Annotated in this window: 25 protein-coding genes and 1 tRNA gene; 17 read left to right on the top strand and 9 right to left on the bottom strand. The window is 65.1% G+C overall.

Annotation, left to right across the window (positions count from 1 at the left end):
- Window positions 1-92: 92 nt before the first annotated feature.
- Both KSS90_RS00780 and KSS90_RS00785 read left to right on the top strand, forming a co-directional pair.
- On the top strand, window positions 93-590 hold the full coding sequence (locus tag KSS90_RS00780) for a disulfide bond formation protein B (protein ID WP_217867863.1): 498 nt from the start codon (window positions 93-95) through the stop codon (window positions 588-590).
- A gap of 231 nt (window positions 591-821) precedes the next feature.
- A complete protein-coding gene (locus tag KSS90_RS00785; protein WP_046853690.1) occupies window positions 822-1,292 on the top strand; it encodes an Rsd/AlgQ family anti-sigma factor in 471 nt (156 codons plus the stop codon).
- A 1-nt stretch (window position 1,293) separates the two neighbouring features.
- On the opposite strand, the gene KSS90_RS00790 is transcribed toward KSS90_RS00785, so the two are convergent.
- Window positions 1,294-1,959, bottom strand: a complete 666-nt coding sequence (locus tag KSS90_RS00790; RefSeq protein ID WP_217867864.1) for an FKBP-type peptidyl-prolyl cis-trans isomerase — start codon at window positions 1,957-1,959, stop codon at window positions 1,294-1,296.
- Window positions 1,960-2,183: 224 nt separating this feature from the next.
- Between KSS90_RS00790 and KSS90_RS00795 the strand changes: the two genes are divergently transcribed.
- Complete coding sequence (locus KSS90_RS00795) at window positions 2,184-3,251, top strand: AlgP family protein (RefSeq protein WP_217867865.1); 1,068 nt, start codon at window positions 2,184-2,186, stop codon at window positions 3,249-3,251.
- Here the strand turns inward: KSS90_RS00795 and KSS90_RS00800 are convergent.
- Window positions 3,227-3,706, bottom strand: coding sequence for a TIGR02444 family protein (locus KSS90_RS00800; RefSeq protein WP_217867866.1), 480 nt, complete (start codon window positions 3,704-3,706; stop codon window positions 3,227-3,229). The genes KSS90_RS00795 and KSS90_RS00800 overlap by 25 nt on opposite strands.
- Window positions 3,707-3,756: 50 nt before the next feature.
- Between KSS90_RS00800 and KSS90_RS00805 the strand changes: the two genes are divergently transcribed.
- The 3 genes from KSS90_RS00805 (at window position 3,757) to KSS90_RS00815 (ending at window position 6,966) form a co-directional block, all read left to right on the top strand.
- Window positions 3,757-5,667 carry an ATP-binding cassette domain-containing protein gene (locus KSS90_RS00805; RefSeq protein ID WP_217867867.1) on the top strand — a complete coding sequence of 637 codons (1,911 nt, stop codon included), beginning with the start codon at window positions 3,757-3,759 and terminating at the stop codon, window positions 5,665-5,667.
- On the top strand, window positions 5,667-6,254 hold the full coding sequence (locus KSS90_RS00810; RefSeq protein WP_217867868.1) for a mechanosensitive ion channel family protein: 588 nt from the start codon (window positions 5,667-5,669) through the stop codon (window positions 6,252-6,254). Before KSS90_RS00805 ends, KSS90_RS00810 begins: the two co-directional genes overlap by 1 nt.
- Before the next feature lie 79 nt (window positions 6,255-6,333).
- Window positions 6,334-6,966: a LysE family transporter gene (locus KSS90_RS00815; protein WP_217867869.1), complete on the top strand. Its 633-nt coding sequence runs from the start codon at window positions 6,334-6,336 to the stop codon at window positions 6,964-6,966.
- Window positions 6,967-6,994: 28 nt separating this feature from the next.
- Here the strand turns inward: KSS90_RS00815 and KSS90_RS00820 are convergent, their stop codons facing one another.
- Both KSS90_RS00820 and KSS90_RS00825 read right to left on the bottom strand, forming a co-directional pair.
- Window positions 6,995-7,747, bottom strand: a complete 753-nt coding sequence (locus KSS90_RS00820; RefSeq protein WP_217867870.1) for a slipin family protein — start codon at window positions 7,745-7,747, stop codon at window positions 6,995-6,997.
- Between the two features lie 3 nt (window positions 7,748-7,750).
- The gene (locus tag KSS90_RS00825; protein ID WP_217867871.1) at window positions 7,751-9,094 is read right to left on the bottom strand and encodes an NfeD family protein; all 1,344 of its coding nucleotides are present in this window, start codon (window positions 9,092-9,094) and stop codon (window positions 7,751-7,753) included.
- A 96-nt stretch (window positions 9,095-9,190) separates the two neighbouring features.
- Here KSS90_RS00825 and KSS90_RS00830 point away from each other — a divergent pair, with 96 nt between their 5' ends.
- The 3 genes from KSS90_RS00830 to KSS90_RS00840 all read left to right on the top strand — a co-directional run bounded on the left by KSS90_RS00830 (window position 9,191) and on the right by KSS90_RS00840 (window position 10,660).
- On the top strand, window positions 9,191-9,649 hold the full coding sequence (locus KSS90_RS00830) for an aminoacyl-tRNA deacylase (protein ID WP_023629227.1): 459 nt from the start codon (window positions 9,191-9,193) through the stop codon (window positions 9,647-9,649).
- A gap of 59 nt (window positions 9,650-9,708) precedes the next feature.
- The gene (locus KSS90_RS00835; protein WP_217869712.1) at window positions 9,709-9,951 is read left to right on the top strand and encodes a DUF2789 domain-containing protein; all 243 of its coding nucleotides are present in this window, start codon (window positions 9,709-9,711) and stop codon (window positions 9,949-9,951) included.
- A 70-nt stretch (window positions 9,952-10,021) separates the two neighbouring features.
- The gene (locus KSS90_RS00840; RefSeq protein ID WP_023629225.1) at window positions 10,022-10,660 is read left to right on the top strand and encodes a hypothetical protein; all 639 of its coding nucleotides are present in this window, start codon (window positions 10,022-10,024) and stop codon (window positions 10,658-10,660) included.
- 6 nt (window positions 10,661-10,666) lie between these two features.
- Here the strand turns inward: KSS90_RS00840 and KSS90_RS00845 are convergent, their stop codons facing one another.
- Both KSS90_RS00845 and KSS90_RS00850 read right to left on the bottom strand, forming a co-directional pair.
- Entirely contained in the window at window positions 10,667-11,104 is a 438-nt protein-coding gene (locus KSS90_RS00845; protein WP_023629224.1) for a CBS domain-containing protein, read from the bottom strand.
- 260 nt (window positions 11,105-11,364) lie between these two features.
- Complete coding sequence (locus tag KSS90_RS00850; RefSeq protein ID WP_217867872.1) at window positions 11,365-13,095, bottom strand: dipeptidase; 1,731 nt, start codon at window positions 13,093-13,095, stop codon at window positions 11,365-11,367.
- A gap of 220 nt (window positions 13,096-13,315) precedes the next feature.
- Here KSS90_RS00850 and KSS90_RS00855 point away from each other — a divergent pair, with 220 nt between their 5' ends.
- Window positions 13,316-15,166 carry a DUF3857 domain-containing transglutaminase family protein gene (locus tag KSS90_RS00855; protein ID WP_217867873.1) on the top strand — a complete coding sequence of 617 codons (1,851 nt, stop codon included), beginning with the start codon at window positions 13,316-13,318 and terminating at the stop codon, window positions 15,164-15,166.
- Between the two features lie 91 nt (window positions 15,167-15,257).
- Here KSS90_RS00855 and KSS90_RS00860 read toward each other — a convergent pair.
- Window positions 15,258-15,334: transfer RNA gene (locus KSS90_RS00860), tRNA-Arg, on the bottom strand.
- Window positions 15,335-15,570: 236 nt separating this feature from the next.
- Between KSS90_RS00860 and KSS90_RS00865 the strand changes: the two genes are divergently transcribed.
- The 5 genes from KSS90_RS00865 (at window position 15,571) to KSS90_RS00885 (ending at window position 19,709) form a co-directional block, all read left to right on the top strand.
- Window positions 15,571-16,320, top strand: coding sequence for a GntR family transcriptional regulator (locus KSS90_RS00865; protein WP_217867874.1), 750 nt, complete (start codon window positions 15,571-15,573; stop codon window positions 16,318-16,320).
- Window positions 16,317-18,041, top strand: a complete 1,725-nt coding sequence (locus KSS90_RS00870; protein ID WP_217867875.1) for a fumarate reductase/succinate dehydrogenase flavoprotein subunit — start codon at window positions 16,317-16,319, stop codon at window positions 18,039-18,041. Before KSS90_RS00865 ends, KSS90_RS00870 begins: the two co-directional genes overlap by 4 nt.
- 149 nt (window positions 18,042-18,190) lie before the next feature.
- Window positions 18,191-18,436, top strand: a complete 246-nt coding sequence (locus KSS90_RS00875; RefSeq protein WP_008096634.1) for a 4Fe-4S dicluster domain-containing protein — start codon at window positions 18,191-18,193, stop codon at window positions 18,434-18,436.
- Between the two features lie 32 nt (window positions 18,437-18,468).
- A complete protein-coding gene (locus KSS90_RS00880) occupies window positions 18,469-19,434 on the top strand; it encodes a HEAT repeat domain-containing protein (RefSeq protein WP_217867876.1) in 966 nt (321 codons plus the stop codon).
- Window positions 19,434-19,709 (top strand): DUF971 domain-containing protein, encoded by a 276-nt coding sequence (locus tag KSS90_RS00885; protein WP_217867877.1) that lies wholly within the window; start codon window positions 19,434-19,436, stop codon window positions 19,707-19,709. Before KSS90_RS00880 ends, KSS90_RS00885 begins: the two co-directional genes overlap by 1 nt.
- A gap of 19 nt (window positions 19,710-19,728) precedes the next feature.
- Here the strand turns inward: KSS90_RS00885 and KSS90_RS00890 are convergent, their stop codons facing one another.
- Window positions 19,729-20,592, bottom strand: a complete 864-nt coding sequence (locus tag KSS90_RS00890) for an ABC transporter ATP-binding protein (RefSeq protein ID WP_217867878.1) — start codon at window positions 20,590-20,592, stop codon at window positions 19,729-19,731.
- Window positions 20,589-22,172, bottom strand: coding sequence for an ABC transporter permease (locus tag KSS90_RS00895; protein WP_217867879.1), 1,584 nt, complete (start codon window positions 22,170-22,172; stop codon window positions 20,589-20,591). Before KSS90_RS00895 ends, KSS90_RS00890 begins: the two co-directional genes overlap by 4 nt.
- 299 nt (window positions 22,173-22,471) lie before the next feature.
- Here KSS90_RS00895 and KSS90_RS00900 point away from each other — a divergent pair, with 299 nt between their 5' ends.
- Together KSS90_RS00900 and KSS90_RS00905 are read left to right on the top strand one after the other, a co-directional pair.
- Window positions 22,472-23,512, top strand: coding sequence for an ABC transporter substrate-binding protein (locus KSS90_RS00900; protein ID WP_217867880.1), 1,041 nt, complete (start codon window positions 22,472-22,474; stop codon window positions 23,510-23,512).
- A gap of 28 nt (window positions 23,513-23,540) precedes the next feature.
- On the top strand, window positions 23,541-24,446 hold the full coding sequence (locus KSS90_RS00905) for a TauD/TfdA dioxygenase family protein (RefSeq protein WP_217867881.1): 906 nt from the start codon (window positions 23,541-23,543) through the stop codon (window positions 24,444-24,446).
- Window positions 24,447-24,462 lie beyond the last annotated feature (16 nt).

Here is a 24,462-nt window from a genome sequence, read left to right on the forward strand (position 1 = left end):
GCGACTTGTCTGCGCTGTAGCGACTTGATACAAAGCGCACCTTTCCTCTACCGTTTCACACAACATCTCCTCTTTTCGGATCATCTTCGCCCATGTCGCTGGCCTGCTTGCGCAGCTTTTTCTTTCCCGCCTTCCTCGCCGCCATTGTCGTGCTGGTTGCCTCGTTTCGCCTCGAGAACGTGGTCGGCCTGGACCCTTGCGCGCTGTGCTTCAGCCAGCGTCTGATGCTGGGGTTCTACGCGTTGGCCTGCCTGGCTGCCGTCGTTCACACCCGTCGGCAGCGCTTTCATGCGTGGCTGGCCTTGACGTTCTCGGTGGCTGGGGCCTTGCTCGCCGGTCGGCATGTCTGGCTGCAGGCCGAGCCGTTGCCGGTCAGCGGTTGTCACCTGCCGCTGGCGCACCTGATGGAGCGGCCCTGGGGCGAGATCCTGTACACGTTCACGCTGGGCAGCCCGGACTGCGTGTCGATCAACTGGAGCTTCCTCGACCTGACCCTGCCTGAATGGAGCCTGCTGGCGTTCTTGTTGCTTGCCGCGCAACCGCTGTCGTGGCTGGTGGTGTATCGATTGCGCCACGGCGCGGTGGCTTGACCTAGCGCAACGAGCCGGGGAATTGCGCGACCAGTGGTGGCCATCAGAGGGATTAAACGCTTGTATGAACTTTGTCTGCTGCGTACCTTGATGGGCAGGTCGCACGGGAATAATCTCCCAGCACGCTAATCGAAAATACAACTGCTCGATGCCGTTTGCTGATGTCACCTTTGTGCCACGGTGTTGTGTCGCGAGGTGCAGCGGCATCTACCCAGAAGGGAAGAGATCGCCATGCTCGATAGTTGCCAGAACGCCCAGGAACGCTGGGGCGGTGTTCACAAGCTGATCGACCGTTGGCTGGAGGAGCGCCAGGAGCTGGTGCAAGCCTTCCGCGCCCTGCGCGATGCCAAGCCGGCGTTTGCCGACAAAGAGAAGAACCGCGATTTCTGCGCAGTGCTGGTCGACTATGTCTCGGCCTGGCATTTCGAAGTCAGCGAGCAATTGGTCAGTGAAGCCAAGGCATTTGGTGACACTGGTGCGTTGGAACTGGCAAAGCAGATCAACCCGCGCATCGATGACAGTACCCAGATCGCCCTGGCTTTCAACGACCATTGCGAGAAAGGCGAGTGCAGGGATACCGAGCGTTTTGCCGAGAAGCTGGCCAAGCTCGGCGGCCTGCTGCACGAGCGCTTCGAACTGGAAGATTGCCTGATCGAGGTGTTGCACAACGCCCACAAGCAAGAAGACGCGGTGCAGGCCTGATTCAGTCAGCCACGTCCAGCAGTTCGATCTCGAACACCAGTGGGGTATAGGGTGCGATCAGGTCACCCGCACCGTCGGCGCCGTAGGCTTGCGCCGACGGGATCACCAGGCGCCATTTGGCCCCCGCTTTCATCCGTGGCAGCGCCACCTGCCACCCCTCGATCACCGAATCCAGCTTGAACCACTGCGGTTGCAGGTTTTGGTCGAACACTGTGCCATCCGGCAGCTTGCCCACATATTTCACTTGCACGCGGCCACCGGGTTTGGGCTGCGCACCGCTGCCGCTGGCCAGTTCGCTGTAGAGAAGGCCCTCGGGCAACTCACGTACTCCGGTCTTGGCCCGCTCACCCGCGATAAAGCGCTTTTCAGCTTCTACCAGTTTGTCCACCTGGGCTTTTTCGGCGGCGGCGTTGGCTTGTGTTTCGTGCTGTTCGAGGATGGCCTGCATGCGTGACTTGGCAATCCGCGGCGGCTCGCCCTGGTAGGCCTGGCGCAACCCTTCGAGCAGCGCGTCAAGTTGCAGGTCGGGCATTTCCTGACGCAGCCGTTCACCGAGGCTGGCGCCCAGGCTGTAGGCCAGGTCGCTGTCGTTGGCGGGGGTGGTTTCGGCATTGGCCAGGGAGAGCGGCATCACCAGGCACAGGCCGAGAATCAGATAACGAGGCATGGACATCTCCTGCGGCAATGAGCGCGAAGTATGCCAGCGTTGTTGGCGAAGGATGTGTAAATATCGGCACTGCACTAATGGGCAACTACACTTGTTTCCAGCTGCAAGACAACAACTTTGCCCAGGCATGCAACGCGGCGCTACTGAGACTGTCAACATGCCCTAGCGGCGGTAGCAGCAGAAGCATAGTATGAGCCGCACTCTCGTCAGCCAGGAGGTAAACCATGTCGGCCAAAAAGAAGCCAGTAAGTACGCCGTTGCACCTGCTCCAGCAACTTTCGGGCAGCCTGCTCGAACATTTGGAAGATGCCTGCTCCCAAGCGCTGGCGGATGCCGAGAAACTCTTGGCCAAGTTGGAAAAACAACGTGGCAAGGCCCAGGAAAAACTCCACAACGCCCGTCTGAAGTTGCAGGACGCCGCCAAGGCCGGTAAAGCCAAGGCACAAGGCAAAGCTCAGAAAGCCGCTGGCGAACTTGAAGACTTGCTCGATTCGCTCAAGGATCGTCAGGCGCAGACCCGTACCTATATCCAGCAACTCAAGCGTGATGCCCAGGAAAGCCTGAAGTTGGCCCAGGGTGTCGGCAAGGTGCGCGAGGCGGCCGCCAAGGCCCTGGGCGCGCGTACGACAGCAGCGAAAGCCACCGCGAAACCTGCGGCCAAACCAGCAGCCAAGCCAGCAGCCAAGCCTGCTGCCACCAAGGCACCGGCGAAGACCGCGGCTGCGAAACCTGCCGCCAAGCCCGCGGCCAAACCGGCTGCCGCCAAGGCACCGGCGAAGACTGCCGCCGCGAAACCTGCTGCCAAGCCTGCGGCCAAACCGACTGCCGCCAAGGCACCGGCAAGGGCCGCCGCCGCGAAACCTGCCGCCAAGCCCGCGGCCAAACCGGCTGCCGCCAAGGCACCGGCGAGGACTGCCGCCGCGAAACCTGCCGCCAAGCCTGCGGCCAAACCGGCTGCCGCCAAGGCGCCGGCGAAGACTGCTGCTGCGAAACCTGCCGCCAAGCCTGCGGCCAAACCGGCTGCGGCCAAGGCTCCGGCGAAGACCACCGCCGCCAAACCAGCGGCCAAGCCTGCTGCCGCCAAAGTACCGGCGAAGCCTGCAGCGGCCAAGCCCGCCGCGAAACCGGCAGCCAAGCCAGCCGCCAAACCGGCCGCTGCCAAAGCCCCTGCCAAGCCTGCCGAAAACAAGCCAGCCCCTGCGGCCGCCAACGCCACCCCGGCGTCCGTGGCCAGCGCGGCTGCGCCTGCGGTAACCGGCACTCCGGCTCAGTCGTCGACTTCGGCGTCCTGAAGCCTACGGGCCGCGGCGCGCAGCTGATGCAGCGCGTCGTGGTCCCGGGCCTGGTCCGGCGTCAGCCGGGTCAGCCAGTCCGGCGCCTCGCTCGCTTGCGCCGGCCACTCACGCGCCAACGCCTCCAGGCGTTCCAGCAAGGTGCGTTCAGCCTGCAGTTCCAGCGCTTTCACCTGCTCACGCATCACGCTCAGTTGCGGGTCGGCCAGTGCGTGTTCGCGCCATTGCCGGCGCAGGGCGCGTAGCGGCGCCACAACGTCTCGTTGCCAGGGCCCGGCCAGCGCCTGCAGGGTGGCAATCCGTTGTTCGTCGACGGCCACGCCGCGGGCCTGCAACCAGGTGCCGCAAAGCAGCAGGCAGACATCGCCGCCCAGTTCCTGGAGGGCCAGGCAGGCTGCCTCGACACCCGGCCGGGCATACAGGGCCAGGGCATGATTCCACAGGTCGGTGTGCATGGTTTCACTCGCGCCAGTGATCGGGGAAGCTGGTAGACTCCGCGACCATCATGATCAGACTATCGAACCTCACTTTACAGCGTGGTCCCCAGCGCCTGCTAGAAGGCGCCGAGATGACCCTGCACACCGGCCACAAGGCCGGCCTGATCGGTGCCAACGGTGCCGGTAAATCCAGCCTGTTCGCCTTGCTGCGCGGCGAGCTGTCGCCCGATGCCGGTGACTGCCAGCTGCCCGGCGACTGGCGCATCGCCCACATGCGCCAGGAGGTCGACACCCTCGACCGTATCGCCGTGGACTATGTCCTCGATGGCGACGTGCGCCTGCGTAAGGTCCAGGCCGAACTGGCCGCCGCCGAGCAGGCCCATGACGGTACCGCCCTGGCGCGCCTGCACAGTGAGCTGGACAGCGCCGACGGCTACACCGCCGACGCCCGGGCGCGCAAGCTGCTGGCCGGCCTTGGCTTCAGCAACGAGCAGATGGACCGCCGCGTCGGTGACTTTTCCGGTGGCTGGCGGATGCGCCTGAACCTGGCCCAGGCCTTGATGTGCCCGTCCGACCTGCTGCTGCTCGACGAACCGACCAACCACCTGGACCTCGACGCCATCCTCTGGCTGGAGGAGTGGCTCAAGGGCTACCCGGGCACGCTGCTGCTGATCTCCCACGACCGCGACTTCCTCGATGCCGTGGTCGACCATGTGCTGCATGTCGAGCAACGCAAGCTCAATCTCTACAAGGGCGGCTACAGCGCCTTCGAGCGCACCCGCGCCGAACGCCTGGCGCAGCAGCAGCAGGCCTACGAGAAGCAGCAGGCGCAGCGCGCGCACATGGAAAAGTACATCGCCCGCTTCAAGGCCCAGGCCACCAAGGCGCGCCAGGCGCAGAGCCGGATCAAGGCCCTCGAGCGCATGGAGGAGCTGTCGGCGGCCCACGTCGATTCGCCGTTCGACTTCGTCTTCCGCGAATCGGAGAAGATCTCCAGCCCTCTGCTCGACCTGTCCGAGGGCCGCCTGGGCTATGGCGACAAGGCCATCCTCGAGAAGGTCAAGCTGCAGCTGGCGCCGGGTGCGCGGATTGGCCTGCTTGGCCCCAACGGCGCGGGCAAGTCGACCCTGATCAAGAACCTCGCCGGCGAGCTGCAGCCGTTGTCCGGGCGCCTGGTGCGCGGTGAAAACCTCGCCGTCGGCTACTTCGCCCAGCATCAGCTCGACTCGCTGGACGACAAGGCCAGCCCACTGTTGCACCTGCAACGCATCGCGCCGGGCGAGCGTGAGCAGACCCTGCGCGACTTCCTCGGTGGTTTCGACTTCCATGGCAATCGTGTGGACGAGCCGGTGGTCAACTTCTCCGGTGGCGAGAAGGCCCGCCTAGCCTTGGCGCTGATCGCCTGGGAGCGACCGAACCTGTTGCTGCTCGACGAACCGACCAACCACCTGGACCTCGAGATGCGCCTGGCGCTGACCATGGCGCTGCAGGAGTTCGCCGGTGCCGTGGTGGTGGTCTCCCACGACCGTCACCTGCTCAAGAGCACCACCAACGACTTCCTGCTGGTGGCCGACGGTAAGGTCGACACCTTCGACGGCGACCTGGACGACTACAGCCGCTGGCTGGTCGAGTTCCGCCAGCGCAACGCGCCGGTGAGCAGCACGCCGGCCAACCCCGACAAGACCGACAAGAAAGCCCAGCGCCAGGCGGCCGCGGCCCTGCGCCAGCAGTTGGCGCCGCACAAGAAGGCGGCCGACAAGCTGGAGACCGAGCTCAACCAGGTACACAAGGATCTGGCCGAGGTCGAGACCGCGCTGGGCGACGGTGGCGTATACGAGGCCGCGCGCAAGGATGAACTGCGCGACCTGCTGGCTCGCCAGACCAAGCTCAAGCAACGCGAAGGCGAGCTTGAAGAGGCCTGGATGGAGGCTCTGGAAACCCTCGAAAGCATGCAGGCCGAACTCGAGGCGCTGTCCTGATGGAGGAGCTGCGCTCGCTGTTGCCGGGGCAGTGGATGGACTCGATGTGGCTGGGGTTGCAGATTCTGCTGATCCTCATCGCCGCGTTCGTCCTGCAGCGCATGGTCGCTCGCGGGTTGAGAAGTCTGGGCGAACGCTACCCTTTGCCGCACGAGCTGATGGTGCCGGTGCGCGGCGCCTTGCGCTGGCTGATCATGGGCAGCGCGTTGCTGTTCGTGCTCGAGCGCCTGGGCGTCTCGGCCACGGTGCTGTGGACCGCGCTGTCGGGCTTCGTCGCGGTGGCGGCGGTGGCGTTCTTCGCCATCTGGAGCGTGCTGTCCAACTTGCTGTGCGCGGTACTGATCTTCACTGTCGGGCCATTTCGCATCGGCGATGTGGTCGAGTTGGTCGACACCCTCGACAAGCCGGGGGTGAAGGGCCGGGTGATCGCCATCAATCTGCTGTACACCACGCTGATGGAAACGCCGGAAGCGGGGGGCGCGCTGGTACAGGTACCCAACAGCCAGTTCTTCCAGAAGGCCGTGCGCCGTTGGCGTGGCGCCGAGGCCGCCACAGCGGTAAGGCCCGAGGCGATCGAAACCGACTGAAGCCGCAGAATTTAGTGGTTATTTTTTCGCCAGCACCGTAGCTTAACGCTTTGTAACAAATGTTCGAGCGAGGTGTGCGATGTCGATGGAAACGTGGTTGGCCTTCTTTGCCGCGTGCTGGGTGATCAGCCTGTCGCCGGGCGCCGGGGCCATTGCCTCGATGTCCAGCGGGCTGCAGTACGGTTTCTGGCGGGGGTACTGGAATGCCCTGGGCCTGCAACTGGGCCTGATCGTGCAGATCGCCGTCATCGCCGCCGGTGTCGGTGCCATCCTTGCCGCTTCCGCCACGGCCTTCCAGGTCATCAAGTGGTTCGGCGTCGCCTACCTGGTTTACCTCGCTTACAAGCAATGGCAAGCACTGCCGATGGACATGAGCGACGGGTCCGGCGTGCGGCCGATCGGTAAGCCGCTGAGCCTGGTGTTCCGTGGTTTCCTGGTTAATGTCAGCAACCCCAAGGCGCTGGTGTTCATGCTCGCGGTGCTGCCGCAGTTCATCAACCCGCACGAGGCGTTGCTGCCACAGTACGTGGCGATCACCGTGACCATGATCAGCGTCGACCTGCTGGTGATGGCGGGCTATACCGGGCTGGCTTCGCGGGTGCTGCGCCTGCTGCGCACGCCGAAGCAGCAGAAGCGCCTGAACCGCACCTTTGCCGGGCTGTTCATTGGCGCTGCGACGTTCCTCGCCACCTTGCGCCGCGCGCCGCTTTGACGCGTGATGGGGCCTCCCAGAGGCCCCATCAGCGCTGCCGATCGAGCAGCCCCTTGAGCAGATCCACCGGCAGTGGAAACACGATGGTCGAGCTCTTGTCCCCGGCAATCGAACCCAGCGTCTGCATGTAGCGCAATTGCATCGCCCCCGGCTCCTTGCCCAGCATCTGCGCCGCCTGCATGAGTTTCTCCGACGCCTGCAACTCACCCTCGGCATGGATCACCTTGGCCCGGCGTTCGCGCTCGGCCTCGGCCTGGCGGGCGATGGCGCGGATCATCGATTCGTTGAGGTCGACGTGCTTGATCTCGACGTTGGCCACCTTGATGCCCCAAGCGTCGGTCTGTGCATCCAGCACTTCGCGGATATCCGAGTTCAACTGTTCGCGCTCGGCCAGCAGTTCGTCCAGCTCGTGCTTGCCAAGCACCGCCCGCAAGGTGGTCTGGGCCAGCTGGCTGGTGGCGGCGAGGAAGTCCTCGACCTGGATGATCGCCTTCTGTGGGTCGAGTACGCGAAAGTACAGCACGGCGTTGACCTTGACCGAGACGTTGTCGCGGGTGATCACGTCCTGGGGCGGTACATCCAGCACCACGGTGCGCAGGTCGACGCGCACCATCTGCTGGATCCCCGGAATCAGGATGATCAGGCCCGGGCCCTTGACCTGCCAGAAGCGCCCGAGCTGGAACACCACGCCGCGCTCGTACTCGCGCAGGATGCGCAGCGCCGACAGCAGCAGTACGGCCAGCAGCACCAGTACGGCGCTGAAACCGAATTGCATGAACATCGCTTACTCTCCTTGCGCCGTGGGCGCAGTGGCGCTGACCTCCAGGGTCACGCCATGACGGGCCGTCACCCGCACGTGCTGGCCAGGTTGCAGCGGTGTCGCGCACTGCACCTGCCACTGTTCGCCCTGGGCCTGTACCGAGCCGCAGAACGGGTTGTCGGTGCGCACCTGCGTCACCGTTACCAGGCTGCCCACCAGCCCGGCATCGCCGCTGACCAGGGCGCGCCGCCGCGCCTTCACCGCCATGCCCAGCACGCCGCCGAGCAACAGCGCCGAGAGCACTGCCAGGCTGACGATCAGCGCCAGCGGAATGCCGAAGCCTGGGGCGTCGGTGTCCATCAGGATCACCGCGCCGACGACGAAGGCGACGATACCGCCGAAGCCGACCACGCCGAAGCTGGGCAGGAACGCCTCGGCGACCATGAACGCCACCCCGAGCAGGATCAACGCCACCCCGGCATGGCTCACCGGTAGCAGTTGCAGGGCATACAGCGCCAGCAGCAGGCAGATGCCGCCGACCACGCCGCCGACCCCGGAGCCCGGGTTCATGAATTCGAACAGCAGGCCGTACACGCCGATCATGATCAGGATCAGCGCCACGCTGGGGTTGGTGATCACCGCGAGCAGGCGGGTGCGCCAGTCCGGCAGGTGTTCCACCACGCTGGCGCCAGCGGTCTGCAGGGATAGGGCCTGGCCGGCGACGGTCAGTGTTTGACCATCGAGCTGGCGCAGCAGGTCGGGCAGGTCAACGGCGACCAGGTCGATGACCTTCAGCCGCTGGGCTTCGCTGGCCGATAGGCTGACCGCCTCGCGCACGGCCTTTTCCGCCCAGTCGGCGTTGCGCCCGCGCAGTTGCGCCAGGCCGCGGATGTAGGCTGCGGCGTCGTTGACCTGTTTATGGGCAAGAGTGTCCTGTTCGCTGCTCGCAGCAGGTTTTTCGTCCTTGCCGGAGATACCGATCTGGACCGGCGTCGCCGCGCCCAGGTTGGTCCCCGGAGCCATGGCTGCCACGTGACTGGCGTAGAGGATGTAGGTGCCGGCGCTGGCCGCCCTGGCACCGCCCGGGGCGACGTAGGTGGCCACCGGCACCGGGCTGGCGAGGATGGCCTTGATGATCTGGCGCATGGCGCTGTCCAGCCCGCCGGGGGTGTCGAGGCGGATCACCACCAGTTGCGCGCCTTGTGCCTGCGCCTGGTCCAGCCCACGCAGCAGATAGTCGGCGCTGGCCGGACCGATGGCGTCATCGACGCTCAATAGCCATACGCTTGCGCCAGGCGCGGTCTGGCCACCCGGGGCGAAGCCGAGCATCAACAGCAACAGCAGCATGCGCCAGCGCTGGGCGATCACCTGTCGTCACCTCATGCGGACCTGTCCTTGAAGTTTAGCCGTGGCTGCCGGGCCACGGCCTAAACTTGAGGATGGGGGCAAAACCGGAGGTGCATCATGCGTATGGCCAAGACCCTTCAGCAGCGCCTGGACCAGGCCAACTGCGACTACGACATCATTCCCCATCCCCATTCGGCCACCAGCCTGGAGTCGGCGCGCACGGCCGGCGTACCCGCCGAGCGGGTCGCCAAGTCAGTGATGCTCGATGACCGCCATGGCAACTTCATCATGGCCGTGCTGCCGGCCAACCGGCATCTGGACATGACCGAGGTGCGCATGACCGGCGCCTGGCAGCTGACCCGCGAAAGCAACCTGCCGAGCCTGTTCGGCGATTGCGAGCGCGGCGCCATCCCGGCCCTGGGCGACGCCTACAACATTCCCATGCTGCTCGACCGGAGTCTTACCCGCCAGGGCGATGTCTACCTCGAGGCAGGTGACCACGATCATCTGATCCACATGAGCATGGAGCAATACTTGAAGCTGGTGCCGCACGCCGAAGTGCGCGAATTGAGCTGATGCTCGCAACCAACGCCGGGTTGGCGTCGTCGACGACCCGCCCGGCCCGAGGAGGAATCATGGAAGCACCGAACCATCCATTTGCCGACCTGTTCAAGCAACTGGGGCTGGCGGACGATGCCACCAGCATCGACCAGTTCATCACCACTCATTCGCCGTTGAAGAACGAAATCAAGCTGGTGGATGCGCCGTTCTGGACCGAGGCGCAAAGAGCCTTTTTGAAGGAAAGCATCATAGAGGACGCCGATTGGGCGGTACCCTTCGACCAACTCAACGAAGCGCTGCGTCGCCCCCGCAAATAAAGCGCCGAGCGGCACCTGATGGGTGATCGGGCCGTTGCTATGCTCAGGTAAAACAAGAGGGGATGGCGCAATGAAAGATCCCTACGCACCAGGATTCTGGTGCACCGTGACGATCCTGGGCACCCTGACCGCCGGCTACTTCTACGGTATCCGGCACACCCACCAGATGAACCAGGCCGTGCAGTTTCTCTATGCCGCCGCCGCCGTGACCGCGGCGGTGGCGCTCTGCGGCCTGGCATGGATCGCCTGGCAGCATTTGCACCTGAACAAGCGTGAGGTGGCCCAGGGGCGAACGTTGCTGACCATCTGGAACACCAAGGTCGCCCTGCGCCGGGTCGAGACGGTGTTCGACCGCTATTTTTGGGGTAGCTACTGGCACTCCGGGCGCACCTTCGAGGAGGTGATGGGCGAGCTCAAGGGCACGCCGCTGGAGCAGAGCCTCGATGCCCTCAAGCGCCAGTGCCGGGAGCTCGACCGCGAGGTTCACGACCACCACCATCATTGGTTGGCCAATGCCCGCGACCTGTCCAGCGTGGCCACGGCGATGGCCCGCGAACGCTACCAGCTGGACCTGTGCGATGCCCCGGTGCGCGACGGCGGCAATACCGCCGTGCTCAATCGCGATCTGGAAGTGCTGGTGTACACCTGGTCGGCGCGCCTGCGCAGCTTCGACCATCAACTGGACGAGCTGGAGCGCGCTTACCACTGAAGGAGATCATTCGCCGCGGATGTATTGCTCGAGCTGCAGGATCAGGTTGGCCTGCTCGGCGATGGTTTCTTTCACAAGGTCGCCAATCGACAAAAGCCCCAGCAGCTTGCCGTTATCCACTACGGGCAGGTGGCGCAGATGGCGGTTGGTCATCAGGTTCATGCAGTACTCGAGGTTCTGCTTGGGCTCCACGGTGACCACCGGCGAACTCATGATTTCCCGTACTGGCGTTGCAGCCGATGAGCGCCCCTTGAGCACCAGCTTGCGGGCATAGTCGCGCTCGCTGACGATGCCGACGACCTGGTCGTTTTCCATCACCGGCAATGCACCGACGTTCTTCTCCGCCAGCAGCTTCAAGGCATCCAGCACCGAGTCATCCGGGCTGATGGTGTAGACGGTCTGATGCTGGGACTTGGCTTTGAGGATTTGTTCGACGTTCTTCATACGGGCCTCGGTGGGTGAAAAAGCGCGGTGTCGGAGTAAATAAAGCATCCGGCACGGCGCTCTGCACGGCAATGCAGGAAACGGCATCGAGGTGATTGAAAAACGTCATCGGTGAAGCGGGGCTGCTGCGCCGCCCAATCGCCGGCAAGCCGGCTCCCACATCGATCGCGCCATCTTCAAGGTCAGCGCTGTACCTGTGGGAGCCGGCTTGCCGGCGATGAAGCCAGTGAAAAGCCCGCAAAGCGGCCCTTTGAGAAGGCTCAGAGCTTCGGCATCTGCCCGATCCGCGCCACCATCTCGCTGACGATCTGCAGGTCGAGCATGAACTGCTCCACGGTCTTGAACTCGTTGTCGTTGTGCCCGGTGTACTTCACATCCGGCATGGCCAGGCCGAACTGCACGCCGTTGGGCAGGTCGTGTACCGAGGTGGCGCCGGCGGAAGTGCCGTACTCGTGCTTCATGCCCAGGTTCTCGCTGGCCACGGCCAGCAGGGCCTTGACCCACTCGCCCTCGGGGTTGCGGTACATCGGCTCGTCCATGCTGTAGTCGAAGGCCACCTTGGTCTGGCTCTTGGCAACCCAGCTGTCGAGCTTGCCGGAGATCTCACCCTTGAGGGTGTCGAGCGACTTGCCTTTGGGAATGCGCAGGTTCACCGCCAGCTTCAGCGCCTTGTCATCCAGGCCGACGAAGGTCAGCGAGGTGGTCAGCGGGCCCATGAAGTCGTCCTTGAAGCCGACGCCGAGCTTGTTGCCCAGGTAGTCCAGGCCCCAGTTGTCGGCGGCGTAACGGGCGGCGTCGGTGATGTGGTTGTGCTTGAGCGGCACGTCCTTGCCCAGGCCATTGAGGAAGTCGAGCATGCGCGCCACCGGGTTGACACCGGACTCGGGCTCGGAGGAGTGCGCCGACACGCCGGTCACGGTCAGCAGCACCTGCTTGCCGTCGACCTTGGCGTCGATGCTGAAGTCGCCACCATGGCGTTTGGCGTAGGCCGCGCCGGCCTTGTTCAGCGCCTTGGCCAGGTCGGCCGGCTTGTCGCTGGTCAGTGTCGCCACCGAGCTGCCGGGGATCTGGTTGGTGGCCAGGCCGCCGGTGAGGTTGATCACCTCGGCGCCTTTGCCATCACCGGCACGCTTGGCGAAGGTGGCCATGACGGTGCCGTAGCCCTTCTCGGCGATCACCACCGGGTAGCCGCCGTCCAGCGCCAGGTTGTAGTCGGGGGTGGCGTTGCGTTCGAAGTAGTAGGGGATGGCGTCACCGGTGGTTTCCTCGGTGGTGTCCACCAGCAGCTTGAACTGGCGCGCCAGCGGCAGCTTTTCGTCCTTGGCTACTTTCAGCGCGTAGAGCGCCACGACGATGCCGTTCTTGTCGTCCTCGGTGCCGCGGCCGTACATGCGGTCGCCCACTAGGGTGACCTTGAACGGGTCGAGCTTGGTGCCGTCCTTGAGCTTCCAGTTTTCCGGGGTGACCGGCACCACGTCGGCATGGGCATGGATGCCGATGACTTCCTTGCCTTCGCCCAAGGTGATCTCGTAGACGCGGTTGTCGATATTGCGGAACTGCAGGCCAAAGCCCTCCGCCAGGGCCTTGATCTTGTCGGCGATCTTGAGGAATTCCGGGTTCTCGTGCTGCGGCACGCCCTCTTTGCGAACGGTCGGGATCTCCACCAGCTCGCGCAGGGTCTCCTTGGCGGCCTTGCCGTACTTGATGCGGGTGTACAGGCCCAGCAGACGGTTGATCTCGTCCTGTTGCTCGGCAGCCAGCGGCTTGCCGGCCAGGTACAGCTTGAGGGTGTCGTCCAGCTTGTCGGCCTTGGCCAGGTCGCTGCCGGCCAGCTTGCCGAGGAACTGCTTGAAGTCCGCCGGGTCGCTGCCGTCGTAGGCCTTGATGATGGCGGCGGACTGCTGCTGGGAGAGGTTGGCCTGGGCCGGGATCGAGAACATGGCCACGCTGGCCAGCAGGAGCGATGCGGCGGATAGCTTGGTAAATGGCATGGGTGTGCGCATTCCTTTGCAAGGGGGGGAGGGTGACCGTTTACGCAAACGGAAGATGCCCACGCTATCACCAATGACCACTGGCGCGGGAGAGGTGGCAATGTGCATTTCTGCACAAACGTGCAAGCTTTCACCTACGGCGCGGCCTGCAGCTTTATGACAAAAATGCGTATCATTAGCGTTTTTCGTAATAACCCCTGCTTTACAGAGAAGGATCCTCATGTTCACGTCTTACCTTGCACCCCTGGCCGGGGTGTTGGCCTTCACCCTTGCCTGCATCGCGCCCGCCCAGGCCCGTGACGACGGCACCGACCATTCCCTCACCCTGGAAAAGGTCGTGCAGACCTTCACCGTGCAGACCGACGGCAGCTTCCAGGTGGCGGTCGAGTCGATCTCGCGCATCAACGAAGAGCGGGCCATCCAAGCCAAGGCCCAGCAGGCGCTGAGCTACAACCGCTCGTACGAAACCCTGGAGGTCGACGAAGCCTTCACGCAGAAGCCCGACGGGCGCAAGGTCATGGTGGAGGCCGCGCAGATCAAGGAGCAGCAGGAGCAGGCGTCCACCTACGCGCCGATGTTCCAGGACTCCCGGGTCAAGGTGGTGATCTTCCCGGAAGTGGCCGTCGGTGATCGCCTGGTGTTGCGCTACAAGCGCCATCGCAGCACTGCGCTGTTCCCTGGCCACTTCGAGGACCTCACCGGCCCGGATTTCCACCCCGTGGAGCAGTTCTCGCTGATCTACGACCTGCCGGCGGATCTGCCGCTGTACGCCGATGCTCGTGGCTTCAAGGCGTCCACCCCCAAGGCCGGCAAGGGCCGCAAGGTCTACCGCTGGGACTTCGTGCCCACCGACCGGGCCAGGATCGAGGCGAGCGCCGTGTCCTACCTCGACTACGGCCAGTACCTCGCGGTCTCGACCTTCAAGGACTACGCCGGGCTTGCCGCCAGCTACCAGGCGCGCGCCGGCGTGGAAGTGACGCCGGCCATCGCCGCACTGGCCGAGCAACTGACGGCGAACCTGCCCGATGCCCGGGCCAAGGCGCTCAAGCTCAGCGACTGGGTACGTGAGAACATCCGCTACGTGGCGGTCTATGTCGGTGCCGGCGGGGTGGTCCCGCATTCGGCGCAGAGCGTGCTGGACAACCGCTATGGCGACTGCAAGGACCATGTCGCCCTGCTCGAGGCGTTGCTCAAGGCCGCGGCCATCGAAAGCTCGCCTGCCCTGATCAACCTCGGCAATGCCTACCATCTGCCCAAGGTGCCGACCCTGGGCGTGCTCAACCATGTGCTCACCTACGTGCCGAGCCTGGACCTGTACCTGGACTCGACCGATCCGTCGGTGGCCGCTGGCTACCTGCCGCTGATGGACCTGGACAAGACCACGCTGCTGACGGCCTCGGGCGCGTTCGGCAAGACTCCGGCTTCGCAGTTCGGCAAGCAGGTCGGTGAGATGCTGTTCAAGGTGAAGGGCACGGGTGCCGCGGACTTTACCGGTACTTCGACGATCGAGGGTTGGGCCAGCGAGGTCAACCGCTATGGCGCCAAGTCGATGAAGCCAGCCGACCTAGACCGCATGGTCGAGCAGGTGCTCAATGCCTACGGGCAGCGGGGTAGCGGCAAGATCCTGATCCAGCCATCGGTGGCGCCGGAGCACTTCCGCAGCCAGGTCCAGGGCCATACCGAGAACCTGGTGAACCTGCCAGGCCCAGTGGGGCTTCCGGCGCTGAGCAGCCTGGCTGGCGGCATCTCGCAGATGGTCTATGGCTTTGCCGCGGAAAACGAACGCACCCAGGGCTTCGTCTGCATTTCCAACGAAACGGTGGAGCAGTCGCGCTTCGAGTTCCCTGCCGAAGTCACCGTCCTGGCGACGCCCAAGGCCGTCGCCGTGAAGGAAGGCAGCTTCGACTACAGCGCGCGGTATACCCGCGATGGCAATGCCGTGGTGGTCGAGCGGCGCATGCAGTTCAAGCATCCGACGGCAGTGTGTACGCCTGAGGAGTTCAAGGCGATGAAGCCGGTCATCGAGGCCATGGTCCGGGACCTGCAGGGCCAGATCATCGTGCAGGGCTGAAGCCCGTAAACGCAAAAGCCCCGCCAGAGTGACTGCGCGGGGCTTTGCTTTTGCCGTCACCGTGGCAACACGTGGGTGACGGTTGATGTCATGGCGCACTCGGCGGGATTCGAACCCACGACCCCTGCCTTCGGAGGGCAGTACTCTATCCAGCTGAGCTACGAGTGCAACGGGCCGCATCATACCCATCTGCGTCGAGGACGTCCATCGCCTTGATCTGTGGCTGTTTTTCCACGGCATCGGGGGAGCCGGCGATTGCCCGGCGAGTCCGCCCCGACCGGTGCGAGGCTTGGGTGCGCAACGGTCTATCCATATGCGATATCGATATTTCACAGGGCAGACTTAGGCTCGCTATCTTCTTGCTACAACTTGTTATAACAAGTCAGATCACAGCGAAGACGACCATGGCCGAATTGCTTCCCCTCTCTCCCGTACCGCTCTATACCCAGCTCAAGGACTTGCTGCGCGAGCGCATCCTCGACGGCAGCTACCCACCGCACAGCCGCATGCCCTCGGAAAACGAGCTGGGCAAGGCGTTCGACGTCAGCCGCATCACCGTGCGCCAGGCGCTGGGCGACCTGCAGAAGGAAGGGCTGATCTTCAAGATCCACGGCAAGGGCACCTTCGTCGCCAAGCCCAAGGCATTCCAGAACGTCAGCACCCTGCAGGGGCTGGCCGAGTCGATGACGCAAATGGGCTACGAAGTGCTCAACCGCCTGCGCAGCCTGCGCCATGTGCCAGCCAGTGCCCTGGTGGCGGCACGCCTGCAGGTCGAGGAGGGCAGCCTGGTCACCGAGATCCGCCGGGTGCGCCTGATCAACCGCGAGCCGGTGTCGCTGGAAATCACTTGGCTGCCCAAGGCGGTCGGGGAAAAGCTGGAGAAGGCCGACCTGGTCACCCGCGACATCTTCCTGCTGCTGGAGAACGACTGCGGCATCGCCCTCGGCCATGCCGACCTGGCCATCGACGCGGTGCTTGCCGACAGCGACCTCACCCAGGCGCTGGAGGTGGAGGAGGGCTCGCCGATCATGCGCATCGAGCGCCTTACCCACACCGCCGACGGCGCGCCGCTGGACTTCGAGCACCTCTACTACCGGGGCGATGCCTTCCAGTACCGCCTGCGCATCGACCGCCAGAAAGGGGGCAAGGCATGACTGTGGAGATCCAGGACTACGACATCGTCGTCATCGGTGGCGGCACCGCCGGCCCCATGGCGGCGATCAAGGCCAAGGAGCAGGACAAGGCCCTGCGCGTGCTGCTGCTGGAGAAGGCCAACGTCAAGCGCAGCGGCGCCATCAGCATGGGCATGGACGGTCTGAACAACGCCATCATCCCAGGCCATGCCACCGCGGAGCAGTACACCAAGGAAATCACCGTCGCCAACGATGGCATCGTCAACCAGGCCACGGTGCATGCCTATGCCACCAAGAGCTTCGAGACCATCGAGCAGCTCGACCGCTGGGGCGTGAAGTTCGAGAAGGACGAGACCGGCGACTACGCGGTGAAGAAGGTCCACCACATGGGCGCCTATGTGCTGCCCATGCCGGAGGGGCACGATATCAAGAAGGTGCTCTATCGCCAGCTCAAGCGCGCCCGGGTCGAGATCAGCAACCGCATGGTCTGCACCCGTGTGCTGCTCGATGGCGAAGGCGCGGCGGCCGGTGTACTCGGTTTCGATTGCCGCACGGGGGTGTTCCGGGTGATCCGCGCCAAGGCGGTGATCCTTGCCTGTGGCGCCGCCGGGCGCCTGGGCCTGCCGTCGTCGGGCTACCTGATGGGCACCTACGAAAACCCCACCAATGCCGGCGACGGCTACGCCATGGCCTACCACGCAGGGGCGGAGCTGGCGAACCTCGAGTGCTTCCAGATCAACCCGCTGATCAAGGACTACAACGGCCCTGCCTGCGCCTACGTCACCGGACCGTTGGGTGGCTACACCGCCAACAGCAAGGGCGAGCGCTTCATCGAATGTGACTACTGGAGCGGGCAGATGATGTGGGAGTTTCATCAAGAGCTCGAGGGCGGCAATGGCCCGGTGTTTCTCAAGCTCGACCACCTGGCCGAGGAAACCATCCAGAACATCGAAGAGATCCTGCACGGCAATGAGCGCCCCAGCCGGGGCCAGTTCCATGCCGGGCGCGGCACCGACTACCGCCAGCACATGGTCGAGATGCATATCTCCGAGATCGGTTTCTGCTCCGGGCATTCGGCGTCGGGGGTATGGGTCAACGAGAAGGCCGAGACCAGCGTGAAGGGCCTTTATGCCGCTGGTGACATGGCGGCGGTGCCGCACAACTACATGCTCGGCGCCTTCACCTATGGCTGGTTCGCCGGCGTGAATGCCGCGCAGTACGTGGCCGGGCGTGACTTCGCCGCCGTCGATGGCGCGCAGGTCGAACGTGAACAGGCGCGGGTCTTCGCCCCACTGCGCCGTGAGCACGGGCTGCCGCCAGCGCAGGTCGAGTACAAGCTGCGGCGCATGGTCAACGACTACCTGCAGCCGCCCAAGGTTACGAAGAAGATGGAGATCGGCCTGGCGCGGTTCGCCGAGATCGAGCGCGACCTGGCGCAGATGAAGGCCAGCAACCCCCATGAGCTGATGCGCGCCATGGAAGTTGCGGTCATCCGCGATTGCGCCGAGATGGCCGCGCGCGCTTCGTTGTTCCGCAAGGAGAGCCGCTGGGGGCTGTACCACCACCGGGTTGATTTCCCCGAGCGCAATGATGGTGAGTGGTTCGTGCATTGCCATCTGAAGAAGGGCGAGGACGGTGAGATGACCAGCTTCAAAAAGCCGGTGGAGCCGTACCTGATCCCGCTGGATGCCGAGGAGCAGACCGCGTACGACCGGCTGCGGGTGAAGGCTGACGCGGCGTGAATGGGGCCGCTGTGCGGCCCTTTCGCCGGCAAGCCGGCTCCCACAGGGTGGACATAGCGCTTCTGTGGGAGCTGGCTTGCCAGCGATAGGGCCAGCAGCCCCGGCGATTAACCATAAAGAGGGCCAAAGGCCCCAAGGACCCCGTGAACATGGCCTACCAACCCCAGGAAATCTTCTTTCGCAGCAGCGCCCCGGTCACCATCGACGAAGACAAGTGCATCGCCGAGAAAGGCTGCACCGTCTGCGTCGAGGTCTGCCCCATGGACCTGCTGGCCATCAACCCGGCCACGCAGAAGGCCTACATGGCCTTCGACGAATGCTGGTACTGCATGCCTTGCGAGAAAGACTGCCCCACCGGCGCAGTGAAGGTAGACATCCCCTACCTGTTGCGCTGAAGCCTCTGTTTCAACCAAGCGTGGATTGCCCGATGACCGAACGCATCACCGATAACCCTGACATCCTCGACCTGTTGCCGCGCCTCAACGATGTCGACGCTGGCGTGCGGCGCATTGCGCTGATCGACCTGGCCGACCTGGAGGACCCCGACGGCCTCCCCTGGTTGACCGATGCGCTGTTGGTCGACGCCAGTTCTGAGGTGCGCGCCGAGGCGGCGCGGCTGCTCGAAGCCTGGGAGCAACCGGAGGTGGTGCAAGGCTTGTGCGCCGCGCTCGCCGATCCTGCCGAGGCAGTACGGCTGGCGGCCGCCCAGAGCCTGAGCGAACTCAAGACCCAGGACGCCGGGCAACAGATCCTGCCCTGGACCAACCACGCCGATGCCTTCGTGCGTGCCAGTGCCTTGCGCGCCCTGCGCGAGCTGCGCCTGGAAGAAGCCGCCGAGCCCGCGTTGCGGGCATTGGCCGATGGTGATGGCGCTGTGCGCCGTGAGGCGGTGGGTATCCTTGGCTGGCTCAAGCATGCAGCGGCGTTGCCCGCATTGGCGCAGTTGGCGGCGAATGAACCGGATAGCGACGTGCGCCGTGCGGCCATTGGCGCGTTAGGCCTGGCCCGTGACGGCAGTGCGCTACCGGCGTTGATCGGCGCCTTGGCCGACGAGGCCTGGCAGGTGCGCGAAGAGGCGGCGACCACATTGGGCAAGGTGGGCGATGGCGAGGCTGGGCAGGCGTTGATCGCGGCCCTGGGCGACAGCTACTGGCAGGTCCGTCTGCGCGCGGCGCGGGCATTGGGCCGGCTCCGCCATGCGGCGGCGCTGGAAGCACTGGCGCAGCTGCTTGGCCACGGCATTGCCAACTTGCGCAAGGAGGCTGCGCTGGCGCTGGGCGAACTAGGTGAAGCCCGGGCATTGTCGGCGTTGCAGGCGGCCGAGGCCGACAGTGACCCGGAAGTGCGCAAGGCGGTGCGTATCGCCCAGGCGCAGTTGCGGGGGGTGGCGTGATGCAAACCCCCAGTGCGTTGAACAACCGCCGTGCAGCGGGTGAGCTTCAGCTGCGCTGGGGCCAGACGTGGCAGGTGATCAGCCACGCCCGGCTGCGCGGTGCCTGCCCTTGCTCACAGTGCCGCGTGGCAAGGTTGAACGGCGCGATCAGCCTGGTACGCGAGGATGTACGCGTGGCGCGGATCGAGGCACAGGGGTACGGGTTGCAGCTGGTGTTCAGCGATGGGCATGAGCGGGGGATCTATCCTTGGGACTACCTGCGCAGCCTTGGATGACAGCCCTGGCCACCGATTCCTAGAGCGCAATCAACTCTGGCCGCAACCCTTCCACCCCCTGCGTCACAGGCCGCAGGTATCCGCCATCGCCGGTAATCTGATGCAACACCCGCTCCCGCAAACCGTGCAATGCAACGCCGGTGCGCTGGCGCGGGTGCGGCAAGTCGATCTCCACCACCGCCTTGATCCGCCCTGGACGCGGCTCTAGCACCACCACCCGGTCGGCCAGGTAGGTCGCCTCCTCGGCATCGTGGGTGACCAGCAGGATGGTGATCCCTGCGCGTTCGCGAATCGCCAGCAGCTCGTCCTGGAGTTGTTGCCGGGTCAGCGCGTCGAGGGCGCCGAAGGGTTCGTCCAGCAGCAGGATCCTCGGGCTGGCCACCAGGCCGCGGGCGATGGCCACGCGCTGGGCCATGCCGCCGGACAGCTGGTGCGGGTAGGCCGCTTCGAAGCCGACCAGCCCTACCAATTGCACGTATTCATGCACACGCCGGGCGCGTTCGCCCTGGGTGAGCTTTTCGTTGATCAACCCCAGGCCGATGTTCTGCGCCACCGTCAGCCAGGGAAACAGGCGGTGTTCCTGGAACACGATGCCACGTTCACCGCCGATACCATCGACCGGCTGACCGTCCACCCGGATCGTGCCGCTGTAGTCGGTGTCCAGCCCCACCAGCAGGCGCAGCAGGGTGGACTTGCCGCACCCGGAGGAGCCGACGATGGCGATGAACTCGCCTTGGTTGATCGAGAGGTCGAAGTTGCGGATCGCCTCGAAGGCCTGGCCATCGACGCTGAAGGTCTTGCCGACCCCCTCGAAACTGACCAGAGGCGGCGTGGCGTCGGCTTGGTTGGCTGCGTGCAGGGCCGGGGTAATGAAGGCGTTCATGCGGATCTCCAGCGCGTGGCGCGCGATTCGAGGCGTTGGCCGAGGTGGCCGAGCAGGGCGCCGACCAGGCCGATCAGAACCATGGCGGCCATCACCTGGTCCATGCGGAACAATTGCTGGGCGCCAATCATCAGGCTGGCGATGCCGCCGTCCGAGGGCATGAAGTATTCGGCGCCGATGGTGCCGAGCCAGGCGTAGATCAACGACAGGCGCAACCCGGCGAAGATCGCCGGGGCGGCGCCGGGCAGCACCAGCAGACGCAGCCGGTGCGCCAGGCCCAGGCGCAGGGCCTGTGCCGCTTCGCCCAGCTGTGGCGCAAGGCTGGCGATGCCGCGCTGGGTGGCGATCAGCAGCGGGAAGAACGCCGCCAGCGCGACGAACACCAGCTTGGCGCCTTCGCCCAGGCCGAACCAGGCGGTCAGCAGGGGTACCCAGGCAAACAGCGCCACCTGGCGCAACGCCGACAGGCTTGGCCCGAGTAAACGCTCGGCGTTCGGCGACAGGCCCAGCAGCAGGCCCAGCACGAAGCCCGCGCCACCGCCAAGCAGCAGGCCGGCAAGGGTGCGTTGCAGGCTCAGGCGCAGGGCCTCGGGCAACGAGCCGTCGAGCAGGCCTGCGTACAGGCTGCGCAGCACATCCAGCGGCGAGGTGAGGATATTGGCGTCCACCCAGCCAAGGCTGTTGGCGGCCTGCCACAGCAGCAACAGCCCCGCAGGTAGCAACAGGCTTTGCCAACCGCGTGGTAGCTGGCCCCGCAGTTGTTCGCCCGTGGCCGGTTGCGGCCAGTGCAACAGACCACGTTCCACGCGCGAGAAGCCGCGATCCAGCAAGGCGCCGACCAGGCCGATCAGCAGGATGCAGAGGAACACCAGGTCGAGCATGAACAGTTGCCGCCCCCAGACCATCAGGTAGCCGATGCCTTCGCTGGAAGCCAGCAGCTCCACGGCCAGCAGCGAGGTCCAGCCAGTGGCCAGGGCCAGCCGCACACCGGCGAGAAACGCCGGCAGCGCGGCGGGCAGCAGCAGGCGCAGGAACAGCAGGTGATGGGGCAGACGCAGGACGGCGGCGGCTTCCCGCAGTTTAGGTTGGGCATCGCGCACGCCGACCAGGGTATGCAGCGTCACCGGCACCACCACGGCCTTGACCAGCACCACCAGCTTGAGCAACTCGCCGATGCCGAAGAACAGCATGAACAGTGGGATCCAGGCCAGGGTCGGGATCTGCGCCAGGGCGACGAAGGTGGGCAGCACCAGTGTCTGCGCCCGTCGCGACCCGCCCAGCCAGGTGCCCAGCAGCAGGCCGCTGGCGATCCCTACCAACAGCCCCCAGATCAGGCGCTGCAGGCTTATCCACAAGTGGCCCCAGAGCTCGCCCGAGCCGAACTCCAGCGCGCTCTGCCAGACCAGCGCGGGGGCGGGCAGGATCTGTTCGCTCATCCAGTGCTCACGGCTGGCGACGATCCACAAGGCCGCCACCGCCAGCGGCACGATCCACGGTATCCAGGAGCGGCCGTGCGCCGCGACAGGGCCGCGTACTGGCCGCCATAGACGGCGCAGGCTTGCGCTCAAGACTTCGCTCATCGGCGCACCTCTCAAACCATTCCTTGTTTATTCGCTTATGGAATTAAAAAATCTCACAAGCAAGATTCAAGAGATAAGAGCATGCGCCCGTTGCCGGCGATAGCCCCGTTCCGTTGCGTTTTCCTCATATTTTCCATGCGTTTCCTGCAAGCCCGTCCCAGGCCCGCGTGGCGCCTGATTTATGTCTTATGGTTACTAAAAAATGAAGTTTTGATCTTTGTAGGTTCTAACCGGACCTGCCTAGCTTCTGGCCCATAGCGCCGGCCATCGCCGGTGGCAGCCTGCCAAGGAGCCTTGCCATGAAAACCGCGTTCCGCCATCTGCTCAGCCCGTTGCTCGCCGCCTTGTTGAGTTCCGTGCCGGTGGCCGCCCATGCCGCCCAGCCCGATGTGATCCGCATCGCCGTGCCCGACCTCAGCGCCGGCAGCAAACCCAGCGCTGGCGGCGTGGTGGACGTGCTGCGCGACCAGCAACTGCTGGAGAAAGAGTTTGCCAAGGACGGCATCCGCATCGACTGGCGCTTCTTCAAGGGGGCCGGCCCCGTGGTCAACGAAGCCCTGGCCAACGGTCAGGCGGACTTCGCCTACCTGGGCGACCTGGCCGCGATCATCGGCAAGGCCAACGGCCTCGACACCCGCGTGCTGTCGGCTGGGGTGCGTGGGGTGAAGAGCTACCTCGGGGTAGTCCCGGGCTCGGGCATCCACAGCCTGCAAGACCTCAAGGGCAAGCGCGTGGCAGTGTTTCGCGGCACCGCCAACCAGCTGTCGTTCGCCAGCGCCCTGGCCAGCCAGGGGTTGTCCGAGCGTGAGCTGAAAGTGATCAACCTCGACTTCAACGCCGCCAATGCCGCCCTGGCCGCCAAGCAGATCGACGCCACCTGGGGCCTGTCCAACCTGCTGTCGCTACGTGAGCGTGGGCTGGTCGAGCTGCCGGTCAACTCGCGCAACCTTCAGGGCGCTGGCAGCACCCAGGCGGTGTTGCTCGGCACCGGCGCGTTCATTCGCCAGCACCCCGACCTGGTGCAGCGCCTGGTCAACACCCAGGAACAGGCGGCGAAGTGGCTGCGCGACGAGCGCAACCGCGAGGCCTACGTGGACCTGGTGGCCAATACCGCCAACTGGCCGAAGTCGATCCTGCGCGACGACCTGGCCGAGGAGAACCTTGCCGAGTACTTCGACCCACGGCTGGACGCCGGTTTCGTCGGCCTGCTGCAACAGGGCGTCGACCTGGCCGCCAAGGAGCGCCTGATCCGCCGTGGCTTCCAGGTAGCCGACTGGATCGAACCACGTTTCATCGACAACGCCCTGCAACAGGACCAGGCCGTCCAGGCCACCCGCTGACCCGACAACAACCGTGAGGAGCACGACCATGAGCAACGCCGCACTGGCCACCGCGCCGCAAACCCTCGAACTCGATATCCACCCCGTCGCCGGGCGCATCGGCGCCGAGATTCGCGGCATCGAGCTGTCCGCTGACCTCGACCCAGCCACCGTCGACGCCATCCAGGCGGCGCTGGTGCAGTACAAGGTGATCTTCTTCCGTGGCCAGGAGCACCTGGACGACGTCGGCCAGGAAGCCTTCGCCCAACGGCTCGGCGACCCCATCGCCCACCCCACGGTGCCCGTGGTCGACGGTACCAGCTACCTGCTCCAACTCGATGGCGCCGAGGGGCAGCGGGCCAACTCCTGGCACACCGACGTGACCTTCGTCGATGCCTATCCCAAGGCCTCGATCCTGCGCAGCGTGGTGGCCCCGGCCTCCGGTGGCGACACGGTGTGGGCCAACACCGCCGCGGCCTACCAGGAACTGCCCGAGCCGCTGCGTGCCCTGGCCGACCAGCTGTGGGCGGTACACAGCAACGAGTATGACTACGCCAGCGTGAAACCGGATGTCGATCCGGCCAAGCTGGAGCGCTACCGCAAGGTGTTCACCTCGACGGTTTACGAGACCGAGCACCCGGTGGTGCGGGTGCATCCGATCAGTGGCGAGCGCGTGCTGCAACTGGGGCATTTCGTCAAACGCATCAAGGGCTATTCGCTGGCGGACTCGCAGCACCTGTTCGCAGTGCTGCAGGGGCATGTGACACGCCTGGAAAACACTGTGCGCTGGCGCTGGCAGGCCGGGGACGTGGCGATCTGGGACAACCGCGCGACCCAGCACTATGCGGTGGATGACTACGGTACGCAGCCGCGCATCGTGCGCCGCGTGACCCTGGCCGGCGAGGTGCCGGTGGGGGTGGATGGGCAACTGAGCCGGACCACGCGCAAGGGCTGAGATCGTTGGGGCCGCT

The sequence above is a fragment of the Pseudomonas maumuensis genome, from assembly GCF_019139675.1.
GTDB classification, from domain to species: Bacteria; Pseudomonadota; Gammaproteobacteria; order Pseudomonadales; family Pseudomonadaceae; genus Aquipseudomonas; species Aquipseudomonas maumuensis.

Coding starts and splice junctions, on each gene's coding strand:
- KSS90_RS00785 (WP_046853690.1), top strand. CDS start 822: ATGCTCGATAGTTGCCAGAACGCCCAGGAACGCTGGGGCGGTGTTCAC.
- KSS90_RS00840 (WP_023629225.1), top strand. CDS start 10,022: ATGAAAGATCCCTACGCACCAGGATTCTGGTGCACCGTGACGATCCTG.
- KSS90_RS00885 (WP_217867877.1), top strand. CDS start 19,434: ATGCAAACCCCCAGTGCGTTGAACAACCGCCGTGCAGCGGGTGAGCTT.
- KSS90_RS00900 (WP_217867880.1), top strand. CDS start 22,472: ATGAAAACCGCGTTCCGCCATCTGCTCAGCCCGTTGCTCGCCGCCTTG.
- KSS90_RS00795 (WP_217867865.1), top strand. CDS start 2,184: ATGTCGGCCAAAAAGAAGCCAGTAAGTACGCCGTTGCACCTGCTCCAG.
- KSS90_RS00810 (WP_217867868.1), top strand. CDS start 5,667: ATGGAGGAGCTGCGCTCGCTGTTGCCGGGGCAGTGGATGGACTCGATG.
- KSS90_RS00865 (WP_217867874.1), top strand. CDS start 15,571: ATGGCCGAATTGCTTCCCCTCTCTCCCGTACCGCTCTATACCCAGCTC.
- KSS90_RS00895 (WP_217867879.1), bottom strand. CDS start 22,172: ATGAGCGAAGTCTTGAGCGCAAGCCTGCGCCGTCTATGGCGGCCAGTA.
- KSS90_RS00815 (WP_217867869.1), top strand. CDS start 6,334: ATGTCGATGGAAACGTGGTTGGCCTTCTTTGCCGCGTGCTGGGTGATC.
- KSS90_RS00800 (WP_217867866.1), bottom strand. CDS start 3,706: ATGCACACCGACCTGTGGAATCATGCCCTGGCCCTGTATGCCCGGCCG.
- KSS90_RS00875 (WP_008096634.1), top strand. CDS start 18,191: ATGGCCTACCAACCCCAGGAAATCTTCTTTCGCAGCAGCGCCCCGGTC.
- KSS90_RS00805 (WP_217867867.1), top strand. CDS start 3,757: ATGATCAGACTATCGAACCTCACTTTACAGCGTGGTCCCCAGCGCCTG.
- KSS90_RS00835 (WP_217869712.1), top strand. CDS start 9,709: ATGGAAGCACCGAACCATCCATTTGCCGACCTGTTCAAGCAACTGGGG.
- KSS90_RS00790 (WP_217867864.1), bottom strand. CDS start 1,959: ATGCCTCGTTATCTGATTCTCGGCCTGTGCCTGGTGATGCCGCTCTCC.
- KSS90_RS00890 (WP_217867878.1), bottom strand. CDS start 20,592: ATGAACGCCTTCATTACCCCGGCCCTGCACGCAGCCAACCAAGCCGAC.
- KSS90_RS00880 (WP_217867876.1), top strand. CDS start 18,469: ATGACCGAACGCATCACCGATAACCCTGACATCCTCGACCTGTTGCCG.
- KSS90_RS00845 (WP_023629224.1), bottom strand. CDS start 11,104: ATGAAGAACGTCGAACAAATCCTCAAAGCCAAGTCCCAGCATCAGACC.
- KSS90_RS00850 (WP_217867872.1), bottom strand. CDS start 13,095: ATGCCATTTACCAAGCTATCCGCCGCATCGCTCCTGCTGGCCAGCGTG.
- KSS90_RS00870 (WP_217867875.1), top strand. CDS start 16,317: ATGACTGTGGAGATCCAGGACTACGACATCGTCGTCATCGGTGGCGGC.
- KSS90_RS00780 (WP_217867863.1), top strand. CDS start 93: ATGTCGCTGGCCTGCTTGCGCAGCTTTTTCTTTCCCGCCTTCCTCGCC.
- KSS90_RS00830 (WP_023629227.1), top strand. CDS start 9,191: ATGCGTATGGCCAAGACCCTTCAGCAGCGCCTGGACCAGGCCAACTGC.
- KSS90_RS00905 (WP_217867881.1), top strand. CDS start 23,541: ATGAGCAACGCCGCACTGGCCACCGCGCCGCAAACCCTCGAACTCGAT.
- KSS90_RS00820 (WP_217867870.1), bottom strand. CDS start 7,747: ATGTTCATGCAATTCGGTTTCAGCGCCGTACTGGTGCTGCTGGCCGTA.
- KSS90_RS00855 (WP_217867873.1), top strand. CDS start 13,316: ATGTTCACGTCTTACCTTGCACCCCTGGCCGGGGTGTTGGCCTTCACC.